At 69.9% G+C, this 16,867-nt stretch carries 15 protein-coding genes and 1 pseudogene; 9 read left to right on the top strand and 7 right to left on the bottom strand.

The features are described 5' to 3' along the window. Positions 1 to 14: 14 nt before the first annotated feature. Both ABIA32_RS15620 and ABIA32_RS15615 read right to left on the bottom strand, forming a co-directional pair. Positions 15 to 764 (bottom strand): DUF5819 family protein, encoded by a 750-nt coding sequence (locus ABIA32_RS15620; protein WP_370095301.1) that lies wholly within the window; start codon positions 762 to 764, stop codon positions 15 to 17. 182 nt (positions 765 to 946) lie between these two features. Beyond that, positions 947 to 2,125, bottom strand: coding sequence for an ice-binding family protein (locus tag ABIA32_RS15615; RefSeq protein WP_370095299.1), 1,179 nt, complete (start codon positions 2,123 to 2,125; stop codon positions 947 to 949). Positions 2,126 to 2,583: 458 nt separating this feature from the next. Here ABIA32_RS15615 and ABIA32_RS15610 point away from each other — a divergent pair, with 458 nt between their 5' ends. Together ABIA32_RS15610 and ABIA32_RS15605 are read left to right on the top strand one after the other, a co-directional pair. Continuing rightward, entirely contained in the window at positions 2,584 to 3,183 is a 600-nt protein-coding gene (locus tag ABIA32_RS15610; protein ID WP_370095297.1) for an HIT family protein, read from the top strand. After that, complete coding sequence (locus tag ABIA32_RS15605) at positions 3,065 to 3,349, top strand: DUF6131 family protein (RefSeq protein ID WP_370095711.1); 285 nt, start codon at positions 3,065 to 3,067, stop codon at positions 3,347 to 3,349. The genes ABIA32_RS15610 and ABIA32_RS15605 overlap by 119 nt, the downstream gene beginning before the upstream one ends. 431 nt (positions 3,350 to 3,780) lie before the next feature. On the opposite strand, the gene ABIA32_RS15600 is transcribed toward ABIA32_RS15605, so the two are convergent. Then, positions 3,781 to 5,295 carry an MFS transporter gene (locus tag ABIA32_RS15600; RefSeq protein ID WP_370095295.1) on the bottom strand — a complete coding sequence of 505 codons (1,515 nt, stop codon included), beginning with the start codon at positions 5,293 to 5,295 and terminating at the stop codon, positions 3,781 to 3,783. Positions 5,296 to 5,440: 145 nt separating this feature from the next. Between ABIA32_RS15600 and ABIA32_RS15595 the strand changes: the two genes are divergently transcribed. The 7 genes and pseudogenes from ABIA32_RS15595 (at position 5,441) to ABIA32_RS15565 (ending at position 12,424) form a co-directional block, all read left to right on the top strand. Further along, the gene (locus tag ABIA32_RS15595) at positions 5,441 to 6,427 is read left to right on the top strand and encodes an RNA polymerase subunit sigma-70 (RefSeq protein ID WP_370095293.1); all 987 of its coding nucleotides are present in this window, start codon (positions 5,441 to 5,443) and stop codon (positions 6,425 to 6,427) included. 723 nt (positions 6,428 to 7,150) lie between these two features. Next, positions 7,151 to 7,273, top strand: a pseudogene (locus ABIA32_RS15590) (TauD/TfdA family dioxygenase); the annotation flags it as partial. Then, positions 7,270 to 8,163 carry an ABC transporter permease gene (locus ABIA32_RS15585; RefSeq protein WP_370095291.1) on the top strand — a complete coding sequence of 298 codons (894 nt, stop codon included), beginning with the start codon at positions 7,270 to 7,272 and terminating at the stop codon, positions 8,161 to 8,163. The pseudogene ABIA32_RS15590 and the gene ABIA32_RS15585, both read left to right, overlap by 4 nt. Continuing rightward, positions 8,160 to 8,891, top strand: coding sequence for an ABC transporter ATP-binding protein (locus ABIA32_RS15580; protein WP_370095289.1), 732 nt, complete (start codon positions 8,160 to 8,162; stop codon positions 8,889 to 8,891). Before ABIA32_RS15585 ends, ABIA32_RS15580 begins: the two co-directional genes overlap by 4 nt. 132 nt (positions 8,892 to 9,023) lie before the next feature. Then, positions 9,024 to 10,028 carry an aliphatic sulfonate ABC transporter substrate-binding protein gene (locus ABIA32_RS15575; protein WP_370095708.1) on the top strand — a complete coding sequence of 335 codons (1,005 nt, stop codon included), beginning with the start codon at positions 9,024 to 9,026 and terminating at the stop codon, positions 10,026 to 10,028. 79 nt (positions 10,029 to 10,107) lie between these two features. Beyond that, positions 10,108 to 11,418 carry an LLM class flavin-dependent oxidoreductase gene (locus tag ABIA32_RS15570; protein ID WP_370095706.1) on the top strand — a complete coding sequence of 437 codons (1,311 nt, stop codon included), beginning with the start codon at positions 10,108 to 10,110 and terminating at the stop codon, positions 11,416 to 11,418. Between the two features lie 76 nt (positions 11,419 to 11,494). Then, positions 11,495 to 12,424, top strand: coding sequence for a TauD/TfdA dioxygenase family protein (locus ABIA32_RS15565; protein ID WP_370095287.1), 930 nt, complete (start codon positions 11,495 to 11,497; stop codon positions 12,422 to 12,424). 250 nt (positions 12,425 to 12,674) lie between these two features. On the opposite strand, the gene ABIA32_RS15560 is transcribed toward ABIA32_RS15565, so the two are convergent. The 4 genes from ABIA32_RS15560 to ABIA32_RS15545 are packed head-to-tail and all read right to left on the bottom strand — an operon-like array spanning position 12,675 to position 16,850. Further along, complete coding sequence (locus tag ABIA32_RS15560; RefSeq protein WP_370095285.1) at positions 12,675 to 13,205, bottom strand: flavin reductase family protein; 531 nt, start codon at positions 13,203 to 13,205, stop codon at positions 12,675 to 12,677. Beyond that, complete coding sequence (locus ABIA32_RS15555; protein WP_370095283.1) at positions 13,202 to 14,344, bottom strand: LLM class flavin-dependent oxidoreductase; 1,143 nt, start codon at positions 14,342 to 14,344, stop codon at positions 13,202 to 13,204. The genes ABIA32_RS15560 and ABIA32_RS15555 overlap by 4 nt, the downstream gene beginning before the upstream one ends. 14 nt (positions 14,345 to 14,358) lie before the next feature. Further along, positions 14,359 to 15,471, bottom strand: a complete 1,113-nt coding sequence (locus ABIA32_RS15550; protein WP_370095281.1) for an LLM class flavin-dependent oxidoreductase — start codon at positions 15,469 to 15,471, stop codon at positions 14,359 to 14,361. Then, positions 15,468 to 16,850 carry an NtaA/DmoA family FMN-dependent monooxygenase gene (locus tag ABIA32_RS15545; RefSeq protein WP_370095279.1) on the bottom strand — a complete coding sequence of 461 codons (1,383 nt, stop codon included), beginning with the start codon at positions 16,848 to 16,850 and terminating at the stop codon, positions 15,468 to 15,470. The genes ABIA32_RS15550 and ABIA32_RS15545 overlap by 4 nt, the downstream gene beginning before the upstream one ends. Positions 16,851 to 16,867 lie beyond the last annotated feature (17 nt).

The raw sequence follows: 16,867 nt of genomic DNA, 5'->3' as shown, positions 1-16,867 counted from the left end.
CGTGGGATGTCCGGTCAGTGATCACGAGACCTCACTTGCCACCACGGGAGGTACCTGGTGTTGGACGGGGTTTGAGCGGGACGGGTGCCGGAGACCTGGGCTGGAGCCGGACCGATCGAGGTGGTGATGACGCGCAACTGGACGGCGTCGAAGGTCCGGTCGCCACGGGCGGCGAGGCGTTGGGCGGCGATGTTGAGCAGGTACTCCTGGAGCATGCGGGCGCGCTCGGAGTGCGACGTGTCGCTGTCGCCGTGCGATTCGAGGTAGGCGCTCCACGCTCGGCGCAGCATGTTCTGTGAGGTGTGGCTGGGGAAGGGGTCGTGTTTGATCGCGGCGTCGTCCACGGCGGTCAGGTCGACCCAGTCGCTGACCTGTGTGGATCCGTCAGGAGCTGTACGGGCCGTGCGTGCGGAGACCTGTTGCTGGGCTGACTGAGGGTCCGGCGCGAAGAGGCGCCAGTTCTGCTCGAAGTAGGGGTAGATCCAGGCGTTGATCTGCTGCTCGTACTGTGTGGAGATCGTGTTTGTCGGCGCGACATAGAGGAAGAGCAGCACGAGATGTGTGACCGTGACCATGACACACACCGCGACCGCGCTGGCAACCAGGAGTCCAGCCGACCGTGACAGCAGCGGACGGCGACTCCCGGTTCGGTCGTCGATCTGGTGGACCGCGGAAGAGGCGGTCAGGGGTGCGGTCAGCAGCCCCCCAGTGGCCTGTCTTTCCTCACGGCCGGTCGCGGTGGCGTCGTGGTCGCTGCGGCTCATCTCGTCCTCCTCGCTCGTCCATCGGCTCTTGCCAGTCGTTCGCCGCCAGCAGTTGCAGAGCAGGGAGTGTGGTCGGCGCCTGCCTGGGAGTGCGCTGATGTGTCCGGAAGGACGGCACGTGGCGGCGTCCTGCATGTGCTCCGCCACGGCCGTCCTTCCGGCGCCCGGCCAACCGCGTTCGGCTACGACTTCGCCAAGCTGCGCGCGTCGGACTGGTGAGCGCCGCATCCCTGGTCGCACGTGCCGCACGTGTGGTCACACTGCTTGCACTGGTCCTGGCACTTGTCGCACAGGTTTTGGCAGGGGCTGCACTGATCCTGGCAGGGGCTGCACTGGTCCTGGCACTGTCCGCCCGCGCCGCCGGCGGTCGCGCCGCCCGAGGTGCCAGCGGTGGTGCCGGCGGTGGTGCCGGCCGTGGTGCCTGCGGTGGTGCCGGCGACCACCCCGCCGATGAGCCCGGTACCGCCGACGAGACCAGTGCCGCCGATCAGCCCGCCGGTGCCCCCGGTCGTACCGCCGATCAGCCCGCCGGTGGCTCCGGCGGTGGTGCCTCCTGTCGCGCCGGCGATCAGGCCGCCGGTGGCACCGGCAGTGATTCCGCCGGTCGTGGATCCGGCCGCACACGTCGCCCGGGTGATGACGTTCGTATCCAAAGTGACCGACCCGTTGCGGGCGAGCGCCCGACCGTCAATGGTCGCTCCGGTGGTGACCGAGATCGACGTGAGGGCCAGGATGTTGCCGACGAAGGTGGAGTTGGTGCCGAGCGTCGCGGAGCTGCCCACCTGCCAGTAGACATTGCACGGCTGGGCGCCGTTGATCAGTAGGACCCGGCTGGCGGATGCTGTCTGCAGCGTCGATCCGATCTGGAAGATGAAGACCGCGTTCGGGTTCCCGTGGGCGTCAAGCGTGAGCGTGCCCGAGAGGTTGATCGACGACGCGGCCGTGTAGACACCCGGGGCCAGCGTCTGACCGACCAGGTCTCCCGGCGAGGTGAGCGTGACATCCGAGGCCTGGCCGGCGGCGTTGTTGTACGCAGTGGTCAGATCGCTTTGCGCCTGGGCCGCGACGGCGTCCGTCTGGTGGATGGCGCCATTGACCATGACGGGGGTGAGGCCGGTGATCGAGGTCCCCGGGAACACGCCGACATCCCCCGTGATGGTGGTCGGTCCCGTGTTCGTGACGGACTGACCGCCCAGCACCGCGAAGCTGTCCGCCGTCCCCAGCGGCACGGCCACGCCGATCGCATGCGCGCTGGTCGGTGCCAGCGCGACCCCAGCGGCCGCGAGTGACAGCATCAGGGCGCCGGAAATCCAGGCGGTGAACACACGCCACGAAGGCGCGACAGAGACATTCAATTCCATCTAGGTGCCCAACTCCTTCAAGATGTTTCTGTGAATATCGGATGGTCCGCCATTGGGCCCTGGCTCTGAACTGCGAGCCGTGTCAGCGGTTCTGAATTATCGAATACCTGCCCTATTTTCAATTTCTGTGAAAGTGGGTCGGATGCGAAGACATTAGCCTCGGTCTCATTTGCTCGACCGGTGTGGAGGGCGAGGCAGACGGGTGATATTCGAAGGAACGTTTCTTCCGGTCGGACAGCCCCGGTCGGTTGAGTCGGCAGATCGAGGGTGCCGTCCGACTCCAGTTGCCGACTGGCACGCGGGGTGCTCCGCCGCAGTCCAGTTCACTCGTCTGGGCGAAGTCTCCGGGATATGCACTCGGGATATGGCGGGTTCGGTGAGCATGACGGCCACCGCCGCTGAACCGGGGGCCGGCGAGTACCCGCAGCAGACAACGCCGAACCGATGGAGGCGCATTGATGGAAAGACAGTCCACGGACCCGGACAACGACTCGGCGGACCGGCAACGGCGCCCGTGCTTCGTGTGCGCGGTGGCGGCCGGTGACGCGGACCACCGGGACGAGATCATCTACGAGGACGAAGGCCACCTGGCATTCCTGCACGGCTGGCCGCTCCTGCCCGCCAGGCTGCTGGTCGCGCCCAAGCAGCATGTCGAGCACGCAGTCGGCGACGTCATGACGCCCGCCTTCCTGCGCACGATGCAGGTGCTGCGCCTGGTGGCGCTGGCTGTCGAGGACGTGTTGGGAGGGGAGAGAACGTATGTGTCGGGCGTGGACGGCCAGGCCGAGACCGCGCACGTGCACTGGCAGGTAGCCCGGACGCCCGAGGGCGATTCCCCCGGCGGGCAGGGGCTCGAAACGACGAACCCTGAGTACGCCGTGTTCGCCTGCACCGCCCAGGAGCAGGCGGACCTTCCCGGGCGGCTGCGCACGGCCGTCGCTGCGCAGCGTCGACGGGGTCCTTGGGCTTCCGCCTGGGCCGCGTCAGTTCAGGACGGCCGGGCCGACGTTTGCCCGGGCGGCGAACGGGGAGCAGCCGGACAAGAGAACCCGTCGTGAGGAGGGCGCTGTGATCGTCCTGGGAGTCATCCTGCTCGTCATCGGCTTCGTAGCCAAGATTTCGGTCCTGTGGACCGTCGGCATCATCGTGCTTGCGGTCGGGGCGGTGTTGCTCCTCCTCGGCTCGGCGGGGCACGCGGTACGCGGAAGGCGCCACTACTGGTAGCTGGACACCTCCCCACGTCAGGCCGTGCCGGATGACGACGGTCGAGACTCGCTCTTCGACCGTTGGACGTACGTGATCCGGCCCTGGCGCCGCTCACCGACGGGCCTGCGCGGGCGTGCGGCAGGGTGCCGAGTCAGGGGACCGATCCGCTCCCGCCGCCGGTTCACTGGACGCCGCCGCGAGAGCGTCATGCCCGTGCGCACGACGCCGAGGTCGGACTGGGCCTGGCCGCTGAGCCAGGCGCGGGCGGGGTCAGGCGGATCAGGCCGGTTCGCCGGGGGCGTCCGGGAGGTGGCGGAGGTGGCGGAGGTAGGGGTCGGGGGTGTGGCGCGGTTCGAGGCGGCTCTGCCGTCGGGCACCGTGTGCCGCAGGCGACCTCGTCGGTCGATGGGAGAGCTTGAGGCAGACCCGAGATCGGAGTCGCTCGTGCTTCACTCGGCGGATGCGGGTGTTGAGGCCGCATGGTGTACGGCGTCGGTGGTGTCCGCGGCGGCTGCGGTGGCCTGGGCCGCTACGGTGCGCCGGACGAAGACGAGAGCCACCGGGATGCCGGCCAGGCAGACGAGCCCGCAGATCAAGAACGCCGAGTGGAATCCGCCGTTGAGCGCGTTTGCTACGGCGTGACCCTGGCCGAGTAGGGCACGGGAGCGGGTGGCGGCCACGGTTGATGCGATCGCGATGCCGATCGCACCGCCGAGTTGCTGGGATGAGTCGATGAGTCCGGAGGCGACTCCGGCGTCGCGTTCGGTGACCCCGACCAGGGCTCCGATCGATACCGGGATGAACACCCAGGTGACGGTGCCGGTCAGGAAGAATGGGCCGGCCAGGTGCGCCCAGAAGCCTCCCTGGGCGGGGAGCTGTGTTGCCCACAGGATTCCCGCGCCGGTCAACGCCAGCCCGACCGCCATCACCAGCCTGACCGACGCGCGGGTGACGAGCAGTTGCGCGGGCCCGGCGAGCGCTACCCCGGTCAGGCCGACTACCAGCCAGGACAGGCCGGTCTTCATCGCGGAGTATCCGAGTACCTGCTGCATGTACAGGGTGCCGGTGAAGATGTAGCCGTAGAAGGCGGCGCCGAGCAGGAAGCCGACCGCGTTGGACCCGGTGAGGGTCTTGAGCCGGAAAAGCCGCAGCGGCAGCAGCGGTGCGTCCGCCCTGGCCTCGATGAGGAGGAACGCGGCCAGCAGGACTGCGGCCGAGGCGAGCAGCGCCAGGGTGCGGCCGGCTGCCCACCCGACGGCCGGGGCCTGCGAGACCGCGTACACCAGCAGCACCAGAGCACCGGTCACGGTGATCGCGCCGAGCGGGTCGTAGCGTCGCCGTGCGCCTTCCAGCCTGCTCTCCGGCAGTACCCGCCGGGCGAGCAGCAGCGCGACCGCGCCGACGGCGACGTTCAGATAGAAGATGTACGGCCAGCCCGCGTACCGGGTCAGGGCGCCGCCGGCCAGGACGCCGACGGTCGCCCCGCTGGCGCCGATCGCGCCCCAAAGCCCGAGCGCCTTGTTGCGCTCGGCGCCCTCGGGGAACATGTTCATCACGATCGACAGCGCCGCGGGCAGTACCAGGGCCGCGCCCAGGCCCTGGACACCACGCATGATGATCAGGAACGTGCCGGTGGTGGCCAGTGCGCAGGCCAGCGAGGCTGCGGTGAACAGCGCCAGCCCAAGCATGAACACGCGCCTACGGCCGAGTAGGTCCGCAGCTCTGCCTCCGAGCAGCAGGAATCCACCGAAGGTGAGCGCGTACGCGGTCACCACCCATTGCAGGTCCGACTCGGCGAATCGCAGCTTGACGCCGATCGTCGGCAGCGCGACGTTGACGATCAGCATGTCTACGGCGGTCATGAAGTACGCCAGGGCGAGCAGCGAGAAGGCCCGCCAGCGGTGCACCTCGCCCGGTGCTGCGGCTTGCCCCCGCCCGTCGTGCCTGGCTTCCAGTGAGGTCATGTGAGCCTCCGGTGTTTGCTGGTCATGTCGTCTACTGGTTGAAACCCCAGCCGTCCTGGCGATTCACCGACGAATACGCCGCGCCGCCGGTGTTGTACTTCCAGGAGGCGTTATCCAGGTGCCATGCGGAAGGACAGGACATGCCGTGACCGAGGTGACCCTCGCCCGTGCCCAGGCCGGCGACGGTGAGGCCTTCAGCGAGCTGATCGCTCCCCATCGCCGCGAGCTGCAGGCGCACTGCTACCGGATCCTCGGATCGGTTCAGGACGCCGAGGACGTGCTTCAGGAGGCTCTGTTGGCCGCATGGCGTTCGATTGGCAGGTTCGACGGCCGGTCGCTGCGGGCCTGGCTGTATCGCATCGCCACCAACCGCTGCCTCAACTTCCTGCGTGGTGAGTCCCGCAGGCCCCACCTGGTTGATCTGGCCAATCCGGACACCGGAAGCAACAGGTCGGCTCGGTCCGACGAGCCGTGGTGGATCGAGCCTTACCCGGATGATCTCGACGATCTGGTTCCCGGTCCCGAAGCCCGCTACGACACCCGGGAGTCGATCGCCCTGTCGTTCGTGGCGGGCCTGCAGCACCTGCCGCCCCAGCAGCGAGCCGTCCTCGTTCTGCGGGATGTGCTCGGCTTTCCGGCTGCAGAAGCGGCCGACATCCTCGGCACGACGCAAACTGCGGTCAACAGCGCACTCATCCGGGCACGCGCCGGTCTGCGACCCGAGCGCGACCTGCATGACGTGCCGGCTCCCAAGTCCCCGGCCGAGGCCGCCGTCGTCGATCGGTTCGTCAGCGCGTTCGAGAGCTTCAACCTGGACGAACTGGTAGCCGTCCTGACCGACACCGCCAGGCTCACCATGCCGCCTGAACCCCTCGAGCATCGGGGACCCCAGCCGATTGCACGATTCCTCTTGGAATCCCACGCCGGTCAGGCTCTCAAATTCTTCCCCACCCGGGCCAACGGCCAGCCTGCCCTGATCCTCTACCTCCCCGACCCCAGTGCCCCTCTCTGGCGGGCCTGCGGCCTCATCGTGCTCACGCTACGAGGAGACCGAATCCACGCGCTCACCCGCTTCGCAGATGTGGGTCTCGTCGGACGCTTCGGCTTCCCCCGCGCACTCCCACGAAACTGACCATTCGCCACTGTGACTGGCAGGCCGCCCTCCGGGACGTCGCACCCGGAGGGTGGCCGGGCGTCCGCCATGCGAGAGCATCCCGGAAATCCTTGACCCCCACGGTGCGTCTCTGCTGAACTCACCTTCATGAACCCGCGCGTGGACCTCACTCGGCGGCGCCACATCGATCTGGCGCACGTGTCCAGCGCTTTTTGTTGTCGCTGACCCGGTAGTCGGTCCTCGACAGCCTCAGGTGAGCCAAGCACGCAACTCTGCTTTCCGCGAGACAACGTGACGCGCCGCCTGCCCGTGGTTCCCTAGGACCCTCGTACCGCTTTCCTGGCACACGACTTCGGGCTCTTGTCTCCTCCCTCCCGTCCCGGCCGCACCACACCGCTGCGTGCGGCCGGGGATCGAGCGCGGCCGCGCCGGCTGCGGGAGCGGGTGAGCGTCCCATTCCGGCGACGTCACGACGGTGATTCACCAGGCGTTCGGCGTCCCTGAACTGACATGTCGTCATGCCCGCTCATCGGGCCCTCCATTCACTTTCGTATCCGGCGGCGCCTCAGGGTGCCCGTGTAGCCGGGGGAGTTCCTCATGCCTCTGTCCGTCCGTAAGCTCACCAGCCGCATCGGCGCGGTGGTCGAAGGTGTCGACCCCGCGTCCGAGCCCGGCCCGTACACGATCGCGGCGCTCCGCGACGCGCTCAACGAATACAAGGCGATCGTCTTCGTGGACCACCCGCGCCGCCTCAACCGGGTGACCATCGCCGGCGACGCGCCGGTCGGCGTCGACGGACGCGGCAGCGAGCAGCGCCTGGGCGACGCCTCCCGTGACACCTCCGTTCCGGAGGTCGCGGCATGACCGACGTCAGCCTGGCCGTGCCGGTCGCCGAGGAGCGGCCGAGCACGTCGCGGACAGCGGTGCGCGAGCGGCAGGTCTTCCTGCCGGGCGAAGCACGGAGCCGGACGGCCTTCAGCGCGCTGCGGGCGCGCCTGAGGTGGCCGCTCGGGACCTACACCACACCCGTCGCGGTCCTGATCCTGTGGGAGGTCCTCGCCACCACCGGGGTACTGTCGCCGACCTACGCCCCCGCACCCAGCTCGCTCGTGCACTCGGCCGCCGACCTGTGGCAGGAGGGCACTCTCGGGCCGGACCTGGCGATCTCGCTGCAGCGGGCCGGGATCGGGCTGGCCCTCGGGCTCACCATCGGCATCACCGCCGGTGTGCTCGGCGGTCTGCTGCGCAGCGGCGAGTACCTGTTCAACGGCCTGGTCCAGATCTTCAACACGATCCCGCTGCTGGCCGTACTGCCGCTGATGATCGTGTGGTTCGGCATCGACGAGCTGACCAAGGTGCTGCTGATCTCCTTCGGCGCGGGCGTCCCGATGTACCTCAACCTCTTCGCTGCGATCCGCGGGGTCGACCAGCGGCTGATCGAGATGGCGCGGACGACCGGCGCTGGCACCTGGCGCCTGGTCACGCGGGTGCTGGTCCCCGGAGCCCTGCCGGGATTTCTGGTCGGACTGCGCTTCTCGCTCGCCTACAGCGTTCTCGGCCTCGTCGCCGCCGAGACGGTCAACGCCGACAAGGGGCTCGGGTTCCTCATCACCCAGGGGCAGACCTACCTCCAGACCGACCAGGTCTTCGTGGGGCTGGCGATCTACTCGGTCCTCGGTCTGCTCGCCGACCAGTTCGTCCGGATTCTCGAGCGGGTGCTGCTGCGGTGGCGCCCCGGATATGAGGCAGCATGAGCGCCACGCCGAGCACGCGCACCCGGCAGCAGGCCGCGGTCGTCGTCGAGAAGGCCGTCCGCCGGTTCGGTGACCGGGTCGTGCTCGACGAGCTGGACCTGACCATCGCCGACGAAGAACTCGTGGTCCTGCTGGGCCCCTCAGGCTGCGGCAAAAGCACCCTGCTGCGCCTGCTCGCAGGGCTGGACCGGCCCGACGGCGGAGTGGTGGAGGTCCCGGCCAGGCGCGCGGTCGTCTTCCAGGCCGACCGACTGCTGCCCTGGCAGCGGGTGCTGCGCAACGTCACGCTGGGCCTGCAGGGACCGGACGCGGAGCAGCGAGCCGGTGAGGCCCTCGCCGAGGTCGGGCTCGCGGGCCGGGAGCGGGCCTGGCCCAAGGAGCTCTCCGGCGGGGAGGCCCAACGGGTAGCACTGGCACGGGCATTGGTATCCGAGCCGGAACTGGTCCTGCTCGACGAGCCCTTCGCGGCGCTCGACGCGATCACCCGGCTGCGCATGCACGACCTCGTGCGGGCCCTGCGCAGCCGGCATCACGCGGCGATGTTGCTCGTCACCCACGACGTCGACGAGGCCATCGCCTTGGCGGACCGGATCCTCGTCATGGGCAACGGCCGCATCGGCAACGAGCACCGTGTCGACCTGTCCTCCGCCGATCGCGAGGCGAGCGTCGCGCGCGAAGAGCTCCGCTCCACGCTGCTGGCCCATCTCGGCCTCGCCGGCCAGCACTGAATTCGACCTCCGGGTTCTGAATCCCCCCTCCTCCTGAACACCTTCACCGAACGTCACACAGAAAGCGCCCAAGAACCCATGCGCATCGCGACGACCTCCAGAGCCCTTCGCATCGCCGCCGCCTTCGGCGCAATGGCCCTTGTGAGCACCCTGACCGCCTGCTCGACTGCTTCGCAGGCCGCCGCGCCGCTGAGCGGCGCGAGCGGTTCCAGCGCGGCTGCCCATCCGGAATGGAGCCAGTACACCTTCACCGTCGGCGACAACGGCGGTGACGGCAGCGAGGCGTTGTCGAAGATCACCGGAGTCTTCGACAACGCGCCGTACAAGGTGAAGTTCGCCCGGTTCACCTACGGCCCGCCGCTCATCCAGGCAGCCGCCTCGGGCGAGATCGACCTGGGCAGTGTCGGCGACGTGCCGCCGATCACCGGGGCCGCCAAGGAGTACGGCTTCAAGATCGTCGCCGTCGAGCGCTCCCTGACGCCCACGCAGTCGCAGGAGAACATCATCGTGCCCAAGGGCTCGCCGCTGCAGACCCTCGCGGACCTCAGGGGCAAAAAGATCGCCGTCCCGCAGGGCAGTTCGGCCCACGGCCTCGCACTGAACGCGCTCAAGAGCGTCGGACTCACCCCCAAGGACGTGCAACTGGTCTTCCTCGCGCCGGCCGCCGGCGCCACCGCCTTCGCGACCGGCAAGGTCGACGCGTGGGCGATCTGGAACCCGCAGTCGGCGATCGCCGTCGAGCACGGCGCGCGGATCCTGGCCAAGGGCCTGCCGCCGATCGACCAGACCAGCGCCTACTACGTGGCCAGTGAGAAGTCGCTGAACGATCCGTCGAAGCGGGCGGCCCTCACCGACGTGCTGCAGCGGCTGGCGCGCGAGTTCGCCTGGGCGCACCAGCACCCCGGCCCGTACGCGCAGGCGATCTCCCAGGAGGACGGCATCTCCCTGTCCGACGCCAAGGTCTCGCTCGCCGCCCTGGAGAACCGGGTGACCCCGGTCGAACCGTCCGACATCACCGCCGAGCAGCGGCTCGGGGACGCCTTTCTCCAGGCCGGTCAGATCTCTCAGAAGGTCGACGTCGCCTCGATCACCGACAGCATCCTCCCCGCCGGCTTCGACAGCTCGAAGCTCAACTGAGCCCGGCGCCCGCACAAGCGAAAGGAGAACATTCGTGAGCACCGAACGACGGCGCCGCCTGCACCTCAACGCCTTCCTCATGGAGGCCGGCCACCACGAGGCATCCTGGCGGCTCCCGGACAGCAACCCCCGGGCCGACTTCGACCTGCAGCACTGGATCAGGCTCGCACAACTGGCCGAGAGCGCGAAGTTCGACTCCCTGTTCCTCGCGGACGGTCCGGCGCTCAACGGCACCGGCGAGTTCCGGCCGCCGGGCCAGCTCGAACCGCTGACCCTGCTGACCGCGCTGTCCCAGGCAACCAGCAGGATCGGACTCATCGCGACCGTCTCCTCGACCTACAACGAGCCCTACAACCTCGCCCGCCGGCTCGCCTCCGTCGACCACGTCAGCGGCGGCCGGGCCGGCTGGAACATCGTCACCTCCGCCGGAGCGGACGAAGCGGCCAACTTCGGCCTCCAGGACCGTCCGTCCCACGCGGAGCGCTATGCGCGTGCCGACGAGTTCCTCGGGGTCGCGAAGGCGCTGTGGGACAGCTGGGAGTCCGAGGCGGTCGTCGCCGACAAGGCAGCAGGCCGTTACGCCGATCCCGACCGGCTGCACCGGCTCGAGCACCAGGGCCGGTACTTCAGCGTGGCGGGCCCGCTCAACGTCGAGCGCTCGCCGCAGGGCTACCCGCTGCTCGTTCAGGCCGGCTCCTCCGAGGACGGCAAGGACTTCGCGGCCCGGCACGCCGAGGCGATCTTCACGGCCCACCGGACCTACGAGCGGGCCGCGGACTTCTACGGCGACATCAAAGCACGCGCGAAGGCAGCCGGACGCGACCCGGAGGGCGTGATCGTGCTGCCGGGCATCGTGCCTTACATCGCCTCGACCGAGGCCGAGGCCCGGTCGTTGGCCGAGGAGCTCGACCAGCTGCGGGTGCCCGCCTACGGGCTGCGGCAGCTCGCCGCGATCTTCGAGACCGAGCCGTCGGCGTTCGAGCTCGACGAGCCGCTGCCGGACTTCATCCTGGCCCGGCCGAAGCTGGAGGGCTCGCAGAGCCGCTCCGACCTCTTCATCGAGCTCGCGGCGCGCGAGCAGCTGACGGTCCGGCAGCTCATCTCACGGATCGGCGGCGGCCGCGGCCACTTCGAGTTCGTCGGCACACCCGACCAGGTGGCGGACACCATCACGGCCTGGTTCGAGGGCGGCGCTGCGGACGGCTTCAACATCATGGCGCCGGCCCTGCCGTCCGGCCTGGAGGTCTTCATCGAGCACGTTCTGCCGATCCTGCGCGGCAAGGGCCTGTTCCGCGAGGAGTACGAGGGCACGACCCTGCGCGAACACTACGGACTCCCGGTCCCCGCCAACCAGTTCCACCTGACGCGAACCGGCCCCTCGCGCAGCTGATTGCCTCCAACTGTCCCCGCGAGGACACCGGGCACCCACACACACTCCGCCGCACAGCCAACCAAGGAGGAACCGCATGACCACCACCGCACCCCCCACCGCCGGCCTCACCGCCCGCAAGCTCAGCGCCCGCATCGGCGCCCAGGTCGGCGGGATCGACCTGCGCGAGGATCTCACCCCCGAGACCGTGGCCGCGCTGCGCGAGGCCGTCAACGTCCACAAGGTCCTCGTCTTCGACGCCGAGGGCCTCGACGACGCCGGACAGGAACGCTTCGCCCGCGCCTTCGGCGATCTGACGACCGCCCACCCCACCGTCCCGGCCCAGCCCGGAGCACCCAACATCCTGCCCGTCGACAGCGAGTTCGGCCGGGCCAACCACTGGCACACCGACGTCACCTTCGTCCTCAACCCGCCGCAGCTCAGCACGCTGCGAAGCATCACCGTGCCGCCCTATGGCGGAGAGACCCTGATCGCCAATTCGGCCGCCGCCTACCGGGACCTGCCGGAACCGCTGCGCTCCCTGGCGGACGGGCTGTGGGCCGTGCACACCAACGACTACGACTACGCCGTTCCGAAGGAGGGGCAGGCCGCGGAGGCGCTGGAGCGCCGCGCGGTGTTCACCTCCACCGTCTACGAGACCGTCCACCCGGTCGTCCGGGTCCACCCGCTCACGGGGGAGCGCGGCCTGTTCATCGGCGGCTTCGCGCAGCGGATCGTGGGCCTGTCCGCGGCCGAGTCGCGCGATGTGCTGCGCCTGCTGCAGGCGTATGTGACCCGCCCCGAGAACGTACTGCGCCACCGCTGGCAGCCCGGCCAGCTGGTGCTCTTCGACAACCGGATCACCCAGCACTATGGCGTCGACAACTACGACGACCACCCGCGCCGACTGAACCGGGTGACCGTGGCGGGCGACGTCCCGGCGGGCATCGACGGCACCCGCAGCCACTCCGTCAAGGGCGACGCCTCCCACTACAGCACGGTCGCGGACCTGTCGGCGACCATCTGAACAGGCGCGCGGGTGACGGGCGCCCGTCACCCGCCCGCCCGTTCTCGCCTGCACGACGCCGTACCGCCCACGGCCGCCCAGCCCAGCCCAGCCTGGCGGGCTACACGTCCGCTCGCCTGTTCGCCGCACCCGCCGACCGCGACCGAAGGAGCGACGAACAACTGCTCGCGGCGCGCCTCGTTCCGGACCACCACCCCGCCGGACGGCGTTCGGCTCCGCCAAGGCCCGCTCGTGTGCGGCGTGCCAGCGATCACGTCTCCCGGGTGTCGGTCGGATCGGGTCCGCCGACGAGGCGGTGGAATCGGCTGGCGTGGAAGACCAGCGGAGCCACCGCGTGGTCGGCGTCGAGGTCGTGGACCCGCAGCAGCGCGATGTCGTGGTCGCCCGCCCTGACGATTCGGTCGATGCTGCAGTCGAACCAGGCCGTCGCACCCTCGATCAGTACGGCCCCGTCGGCGGTCGTGGTCCAGTCGAGGCCGGCGAACCGGTCACCGTCGCCGGCGGCGAGTTGCCGGCAGGCATCCTCCTGGTGCGCGCCGAGCACGCTGACGCCGATGCGGGTGCGATCGCGCAGCAGCGGCCAGGTGGTCGAGCTGTGGGCGACGCAGACCGAGACCAGGGGCGGGGCGAGCGACACGGAGGTGAAGGAGCTGGCGGCGAGGCCGACCGGCGTTCCGTCGGCCAGCGCCGCGAGAGCGGTGACGCCGGTCGGGAACGCCGCGAAGGCGTGCCGCAGCTCCTGAGCGCCGAGGGCCCGGATCTCCGTCTGTGTCGCGGTCATCGCTGTCCCCATTCCTCGGCGAGCAGCTCGTAGGAGCGGACTCGGTCCTCGTGCCGGTGGGTGATGGTCGTGATGATCAGTTCGTCCGCGCCGGTGGCGTCCCTGAGCGCCTCCAACTGGTCGGCGACCTGTCCCGGTGAGCCGACGAACTGGGTCTCGGTGCGGTCCGCCACCAGCGCGTGGTCCGCCTTGGTCCAGGAGTGCGCGCGGGCTTCGTCAGGGGTGGGGAACGGGATCGCGCCGTCGCCGCTGCGGATGCTGCGCACCCACAGGCCGTAGCCGGTGGCCAGCTCCCGGGCGGTGGCCTCGTCCTCGGCGACCACGACGTCGGCGGAGACGCTGACGTGGGGGCGGTCCAGTTCGGCGGAAGGCTGGAAGGCTGCGCGGTAGCTCTCGGCCGCCTCCAGCACGGTGGCCGGGCTGACGTGGTAGTTCGCGGCGAAGCGCAGGCCGTGCGCGCCGGCGACCTCGGCGCTGATCCCGGCGCTGCTGCCCAGGATCCAGACCTGGAGGTCGGCGCCCTCGCCTGGCACGACGTGCGCTTCGACTCCGTCCGCGGTGGTGTAGGTGCCGGCCAGAAGGGCGAGGACGTCGGCTATCTGTTCGTCGTAGGGCTGGGATTCGGCGCCCGGCAGCTGGAGCAGCTTCTTGTGCAGGGCGAAGCGCGGGTGACGCAGCAGGTGCTCGTAGGAGAACCGGCCCGGGATCCGCAGTCCACCCGGAGTGCGGCCGTCGACCACGGTCGTCGCGCCGACCAGGGCGGGCTCCCGGGCGGTCGGCGCGGACCGGCCGCCGGACCGGCCGCCGGAGCGGCCGAGGCCCAGGTCGAACCTGCCGGGGTGCAGCGCGTCGAGCAGCCCGAACTCCTCGACGGTGGACAGGGCGGTGCGGTGTCCGAGCTGGACGGCGCCCGCCCCAAGCCGGATCGTCGAGGTGGCGGCCGCGGTGAGAGCGAGCACGACCGCGGGGGAGGTGCCCGCGACGCCGGGGTTGAGGTGGTGTTCGGCGAACCAGTAGCGCGCGTAGCCGAGGTCTTCGGCCTGCTGGGCCAGGTCGATGCTGTTGCGGAGGGCCTCGGTCGCGTCGGAGCCGGAGGAGATCGGGACGAGGTCCAGCACGGTGAGCGGGGTGTTGGCCATGGAGGGTTCCTTCGTCACTTCGCGGCGCACGCGGACACGGACGCGGCCGGGGCTGGGGCTGGGGCGGAGGCTTCGGTGACCGGGCCCCACGGTCCGGGCGGATCGGGGATCTCCCGGCGCAGCGTGGGGGCGATGTCGGACTGGAACAGTTCCAGGCTGTCCCGGTGCTGGGCGTCGGTGAGGCCGCCGGCGTCGGCGTGCAGGTGCAGCACGCTGTGGCCGAGCTGCTCGTGGTACCGGTGCACCTTCTCGATCACCTGCTGCGGGCTGCCGATCAGGGCGGAGCTGCGTTCGACGAAGTCCTCCAGGGTCGGGAAGACCGGTGCCAGGCCGAGTTCCTTCTGGAAGGCCAGCCGGCCCTCGAAGACCGGTCGGTAGACCGCCAACGCCTCCTGCGAGGTGCGCGCGGCGTAGTAGCCGGCGGTGCCCGCGCCGACGGTGGCCAGGGCCGGGTCGTGGCCGTAGTGCTCCCACTGCTCGCGGTAGTGCCGGACGAGTTCGGCGTAGGGCTCGATCGGGTTCGTGACGTTGGCGGAGAAGAGCGGGTCCCCGTAGCGGGCGGCGAGGTCGACCGACTCGCGGCTGGTCGCGCTGCCGTGCCAGACCCGGATCGGCTGCTGGAGCGGGCGGGGCCAGACCTCGGCATCGGTCAGCTCAGGGCGGAAACGCGGCTTGTACGTCACCTTGTCCTGCCGCCAGATGCGCCGGAACAGCTCGTAGGACTCGGCGTTGCGCTCCCACTGGTTCTCGGGGGTGACCTGGAAGAGCTCGCGCTGGGCCGCGCCGTTGCCCTTTCCGATGATCAGCTCCAGCCGGCCCCGGGAGAGGTGATCGAGGGTCGCGTAGTCCTCGTACGCGCGGACCGGGTCGAGCAGGCTCAAGGTCGTCACCGCCGTGAACAGGCGGATCCGGTGGGTGAGGGCGGCGATGTGACTGAGGACCACCGGTGGCGAGGAGGAGATGAACGGCCGCTCGTGGCGCTCGCCCACGCCGAAGCCGTCGAAGCCCAGCTCCTCGGCGAACAGCGCGTTGTCGACGACCTCCCGGAAGCGCTCCTGCGTGGACTTGCGTGCGCCGGTCACGGGGTCCGGCGTGTGCACGATCAGGGTGATGGCGAGAAATTTCACGACGGCACCACGGCCGCGTCGCTGGTGCGTGCCGTGCGGGGTGCGCCGAGGCCGAGGTGGTCGCGCAGCGTCTCGCCCTCGTACTCGGTGCGGAACACCCCGCGCTCCTGGAGCAGCGGGACGACGGTGTCGGCGAACTCGTCCAGGCCGCCCGGGGTCAGGTGCGGTGCGAGGATGAACCCGTCGCTCGCGTCGGTCTGCACGAACTCGTTCAGCTGCGCGGCGACCCGGGCCGGGGTGCCGATGAACGACTGACGCCCGGTCACCTCGACGATCAGCTCTCGGATCGACAGGTTCTTGGTCTCGGCGAGAGTGCGCCACTGGGCGGCGACGGCCAGCGGGTCGCGGTGCATCCGCACGGAGGCCCGGCCGCGGGCGACGGTGTTCTCGCCGGTGAGCGGGTCCAGCTCAGGGAGCGGTCCGTCGGGGTCGTAGCCGCTGAGGTCGCGGTTCCACAGCTGCTCGAGGAGCTTGATCGCGGTCTGGCCGCTGACCTGCTGGTGGCGGATCAGGTCCGCCTTCTCCTGGGCCTCGGCGTCGGTGTCGCCCAGCACGAAGGTGACGCCGGGCAGGATCTTCAGCTCGTCGGGGGAGCGGCCGTAGCGGGCCAGGCGACCCTTGACGTCGGCGTAGAAGGCCCGGCCCGCCTCCAGTGTGCCGTGCCGGGTGAAGATGGCGTCGGCGGCCGAGGCGGCGAACTCGCGGCCCTCCTCGGAGTCGCCCGCCTGGAAGATCACCGGGCGGCCCTGCGGACTGCGCGGGACGTTGAAGCGGCCGGAGATGTCGAACTGGCTGACGTGGTGGTCGAACCGGCCCGGGTCCGGGTCGCCGAGGAAGACGCCCGTCTCCTTGTCCGCCACGATCTCGTCGCCCCGCCAGGAGTCGAACAACTCCCACGTCGCCGTCAGGAACTGCCTGGCGCGCTCGTAGCGGTCCTCCTGAGCGAGGAACCCGCCGCGGCGGAAGTTCTCGCCGGTGAACTCGTCCCAGGAGGTGACGACGTTCCAGGCCGCGCGGCCCGCCGACAGGTGGTCCAATGAGCCGAACTGCCGTGCCACCTCGTAGGGTTCGTTGAAGGTGGAGTTGATGGTTCCGGCGAGGCCGAGCCTGTCGGTGACGGCCGCCAGCGCAGCCAGGACGGTGAAGGTGTCCGGTCGGCCCACGACATCCAGATCGTAGATCTCGCCGTTCTGCTCGCGCAGCCGCAGCCCTTCGGCGAGGAACAGGAAGTCGAACTTGGCCCGCTCCGCCGTCCGCGCGAGGTGGACGAAGGAGCTGAAGTCGATCTGGCTGCCGGCGGCCGGGTCGCTCCACACGGTGGTGTTGTTGACGCCGGGGAAGTGCGCGGCGAGGTGGATCTGCTTGACGGGCTTGCTCATGGATGATGCGGTCCTTC

The sequence above is a fragment of the Streptacidiphilus sp. MAP12-20 genome (assembly GCF_041262525.1).
Classification (GTDB): Bacteria; Actinomycetota; Actinomycetes; order Streptomycetales; family Streptomycetaceae; genus Streptacidiphilus.
Note: the sequence above shows the minus strand (reverse complement) of the source record. Positions and strands in the feature narration are given on the sequence as shown.

Bases quoted from the DNA above. Each gene is read 5' to 3' on its own strand.
- ABIA32_RS15575 (WP_370095708.1), top strand. From the start codon at position 9,024: ATGGCCCTTGTGAGCACCCTGACCGCCTGCTCGACTGCTTCGCAGGCC.
- ABIA32_RS15565 (WP_370095287.1), top strand. From the start codon at position 11,495: ATGACCACCACCGCACCCCCCACCGCCGGCCTCACCGCCCGCAAGCTC.
- ABIA32_RS15570 (WP_370095706.1), top strand. From the start codon at position 10,108: ATGGAGGCCGGCCACCACGAGGCATCCTGGCGGCTCCCGGACAGCAAC.
- ABIA32_RS15580 (WP_370095289.1), top strand. From the start codon at position 8,160: ATGAGCGCCACGCCGAGCACGCGCACCCGGCAGCAGGCCGCGGTCGTC.
- ABIA32_RS15610 (WP_370095297.1), top strand. From the start codon at position 2,584: ATGGAAAGACAGTCCACGGACCCGGACAACGACTCGGCGGACCGGCAA.
- ABIA32_RS15600 (WP_370095295.1), bottom strand. From the start codon at position 5,295: ATGACCTCACTGGAAGCCAGGCACGACGGGCGGGGGCAAGCCGCAGCA.
- ABIA32_RS15545 (WP_370095279.1), bottom strand. From the start codon at position 16,850: ATGAGCAAGCCCGTCAAGCAGATCCACCTCGCCGCGCACTTCCCCGGC.
- ABIA32_RS15620 (WP_370095301.1), bottom strand. From the start codon at position 764: ATGAGCCGCAGCGACCACGACGCCACCGCGACCGGCCGTGAGGAAAGA.
- ABIA32_RS15585 (WP_370095291.1), top strand. From the start codon at position 7,270: ATGACCGACGTCAGCCTGGCCGTGCCGGTCGCCGAGGAGCGGCCGAGC.
- ABIA32_RS15560 (WP_370095285.1), bottom strand. From the start codon at position 13,205: ATGACCGCGACACAGACGGAGATCCGGGCCCTCGGCGCTCAGGAGCTG.
- ABIA32_RS15615 (WP_370095299.1), bottom strand. From the start codon at position 2,125: ATGGAATTGAATGTCTCTGTCGCGCCTTCGTGGCGTGTGTTCACCGCC.
- ABIA32_RS15555 (WP_370095283.1), bottom strand. From the start codon at position 14,344: ATGGCCAACACCCCGCTCACCGTGCTGGACCTCGTCCCGATCTCCTCC.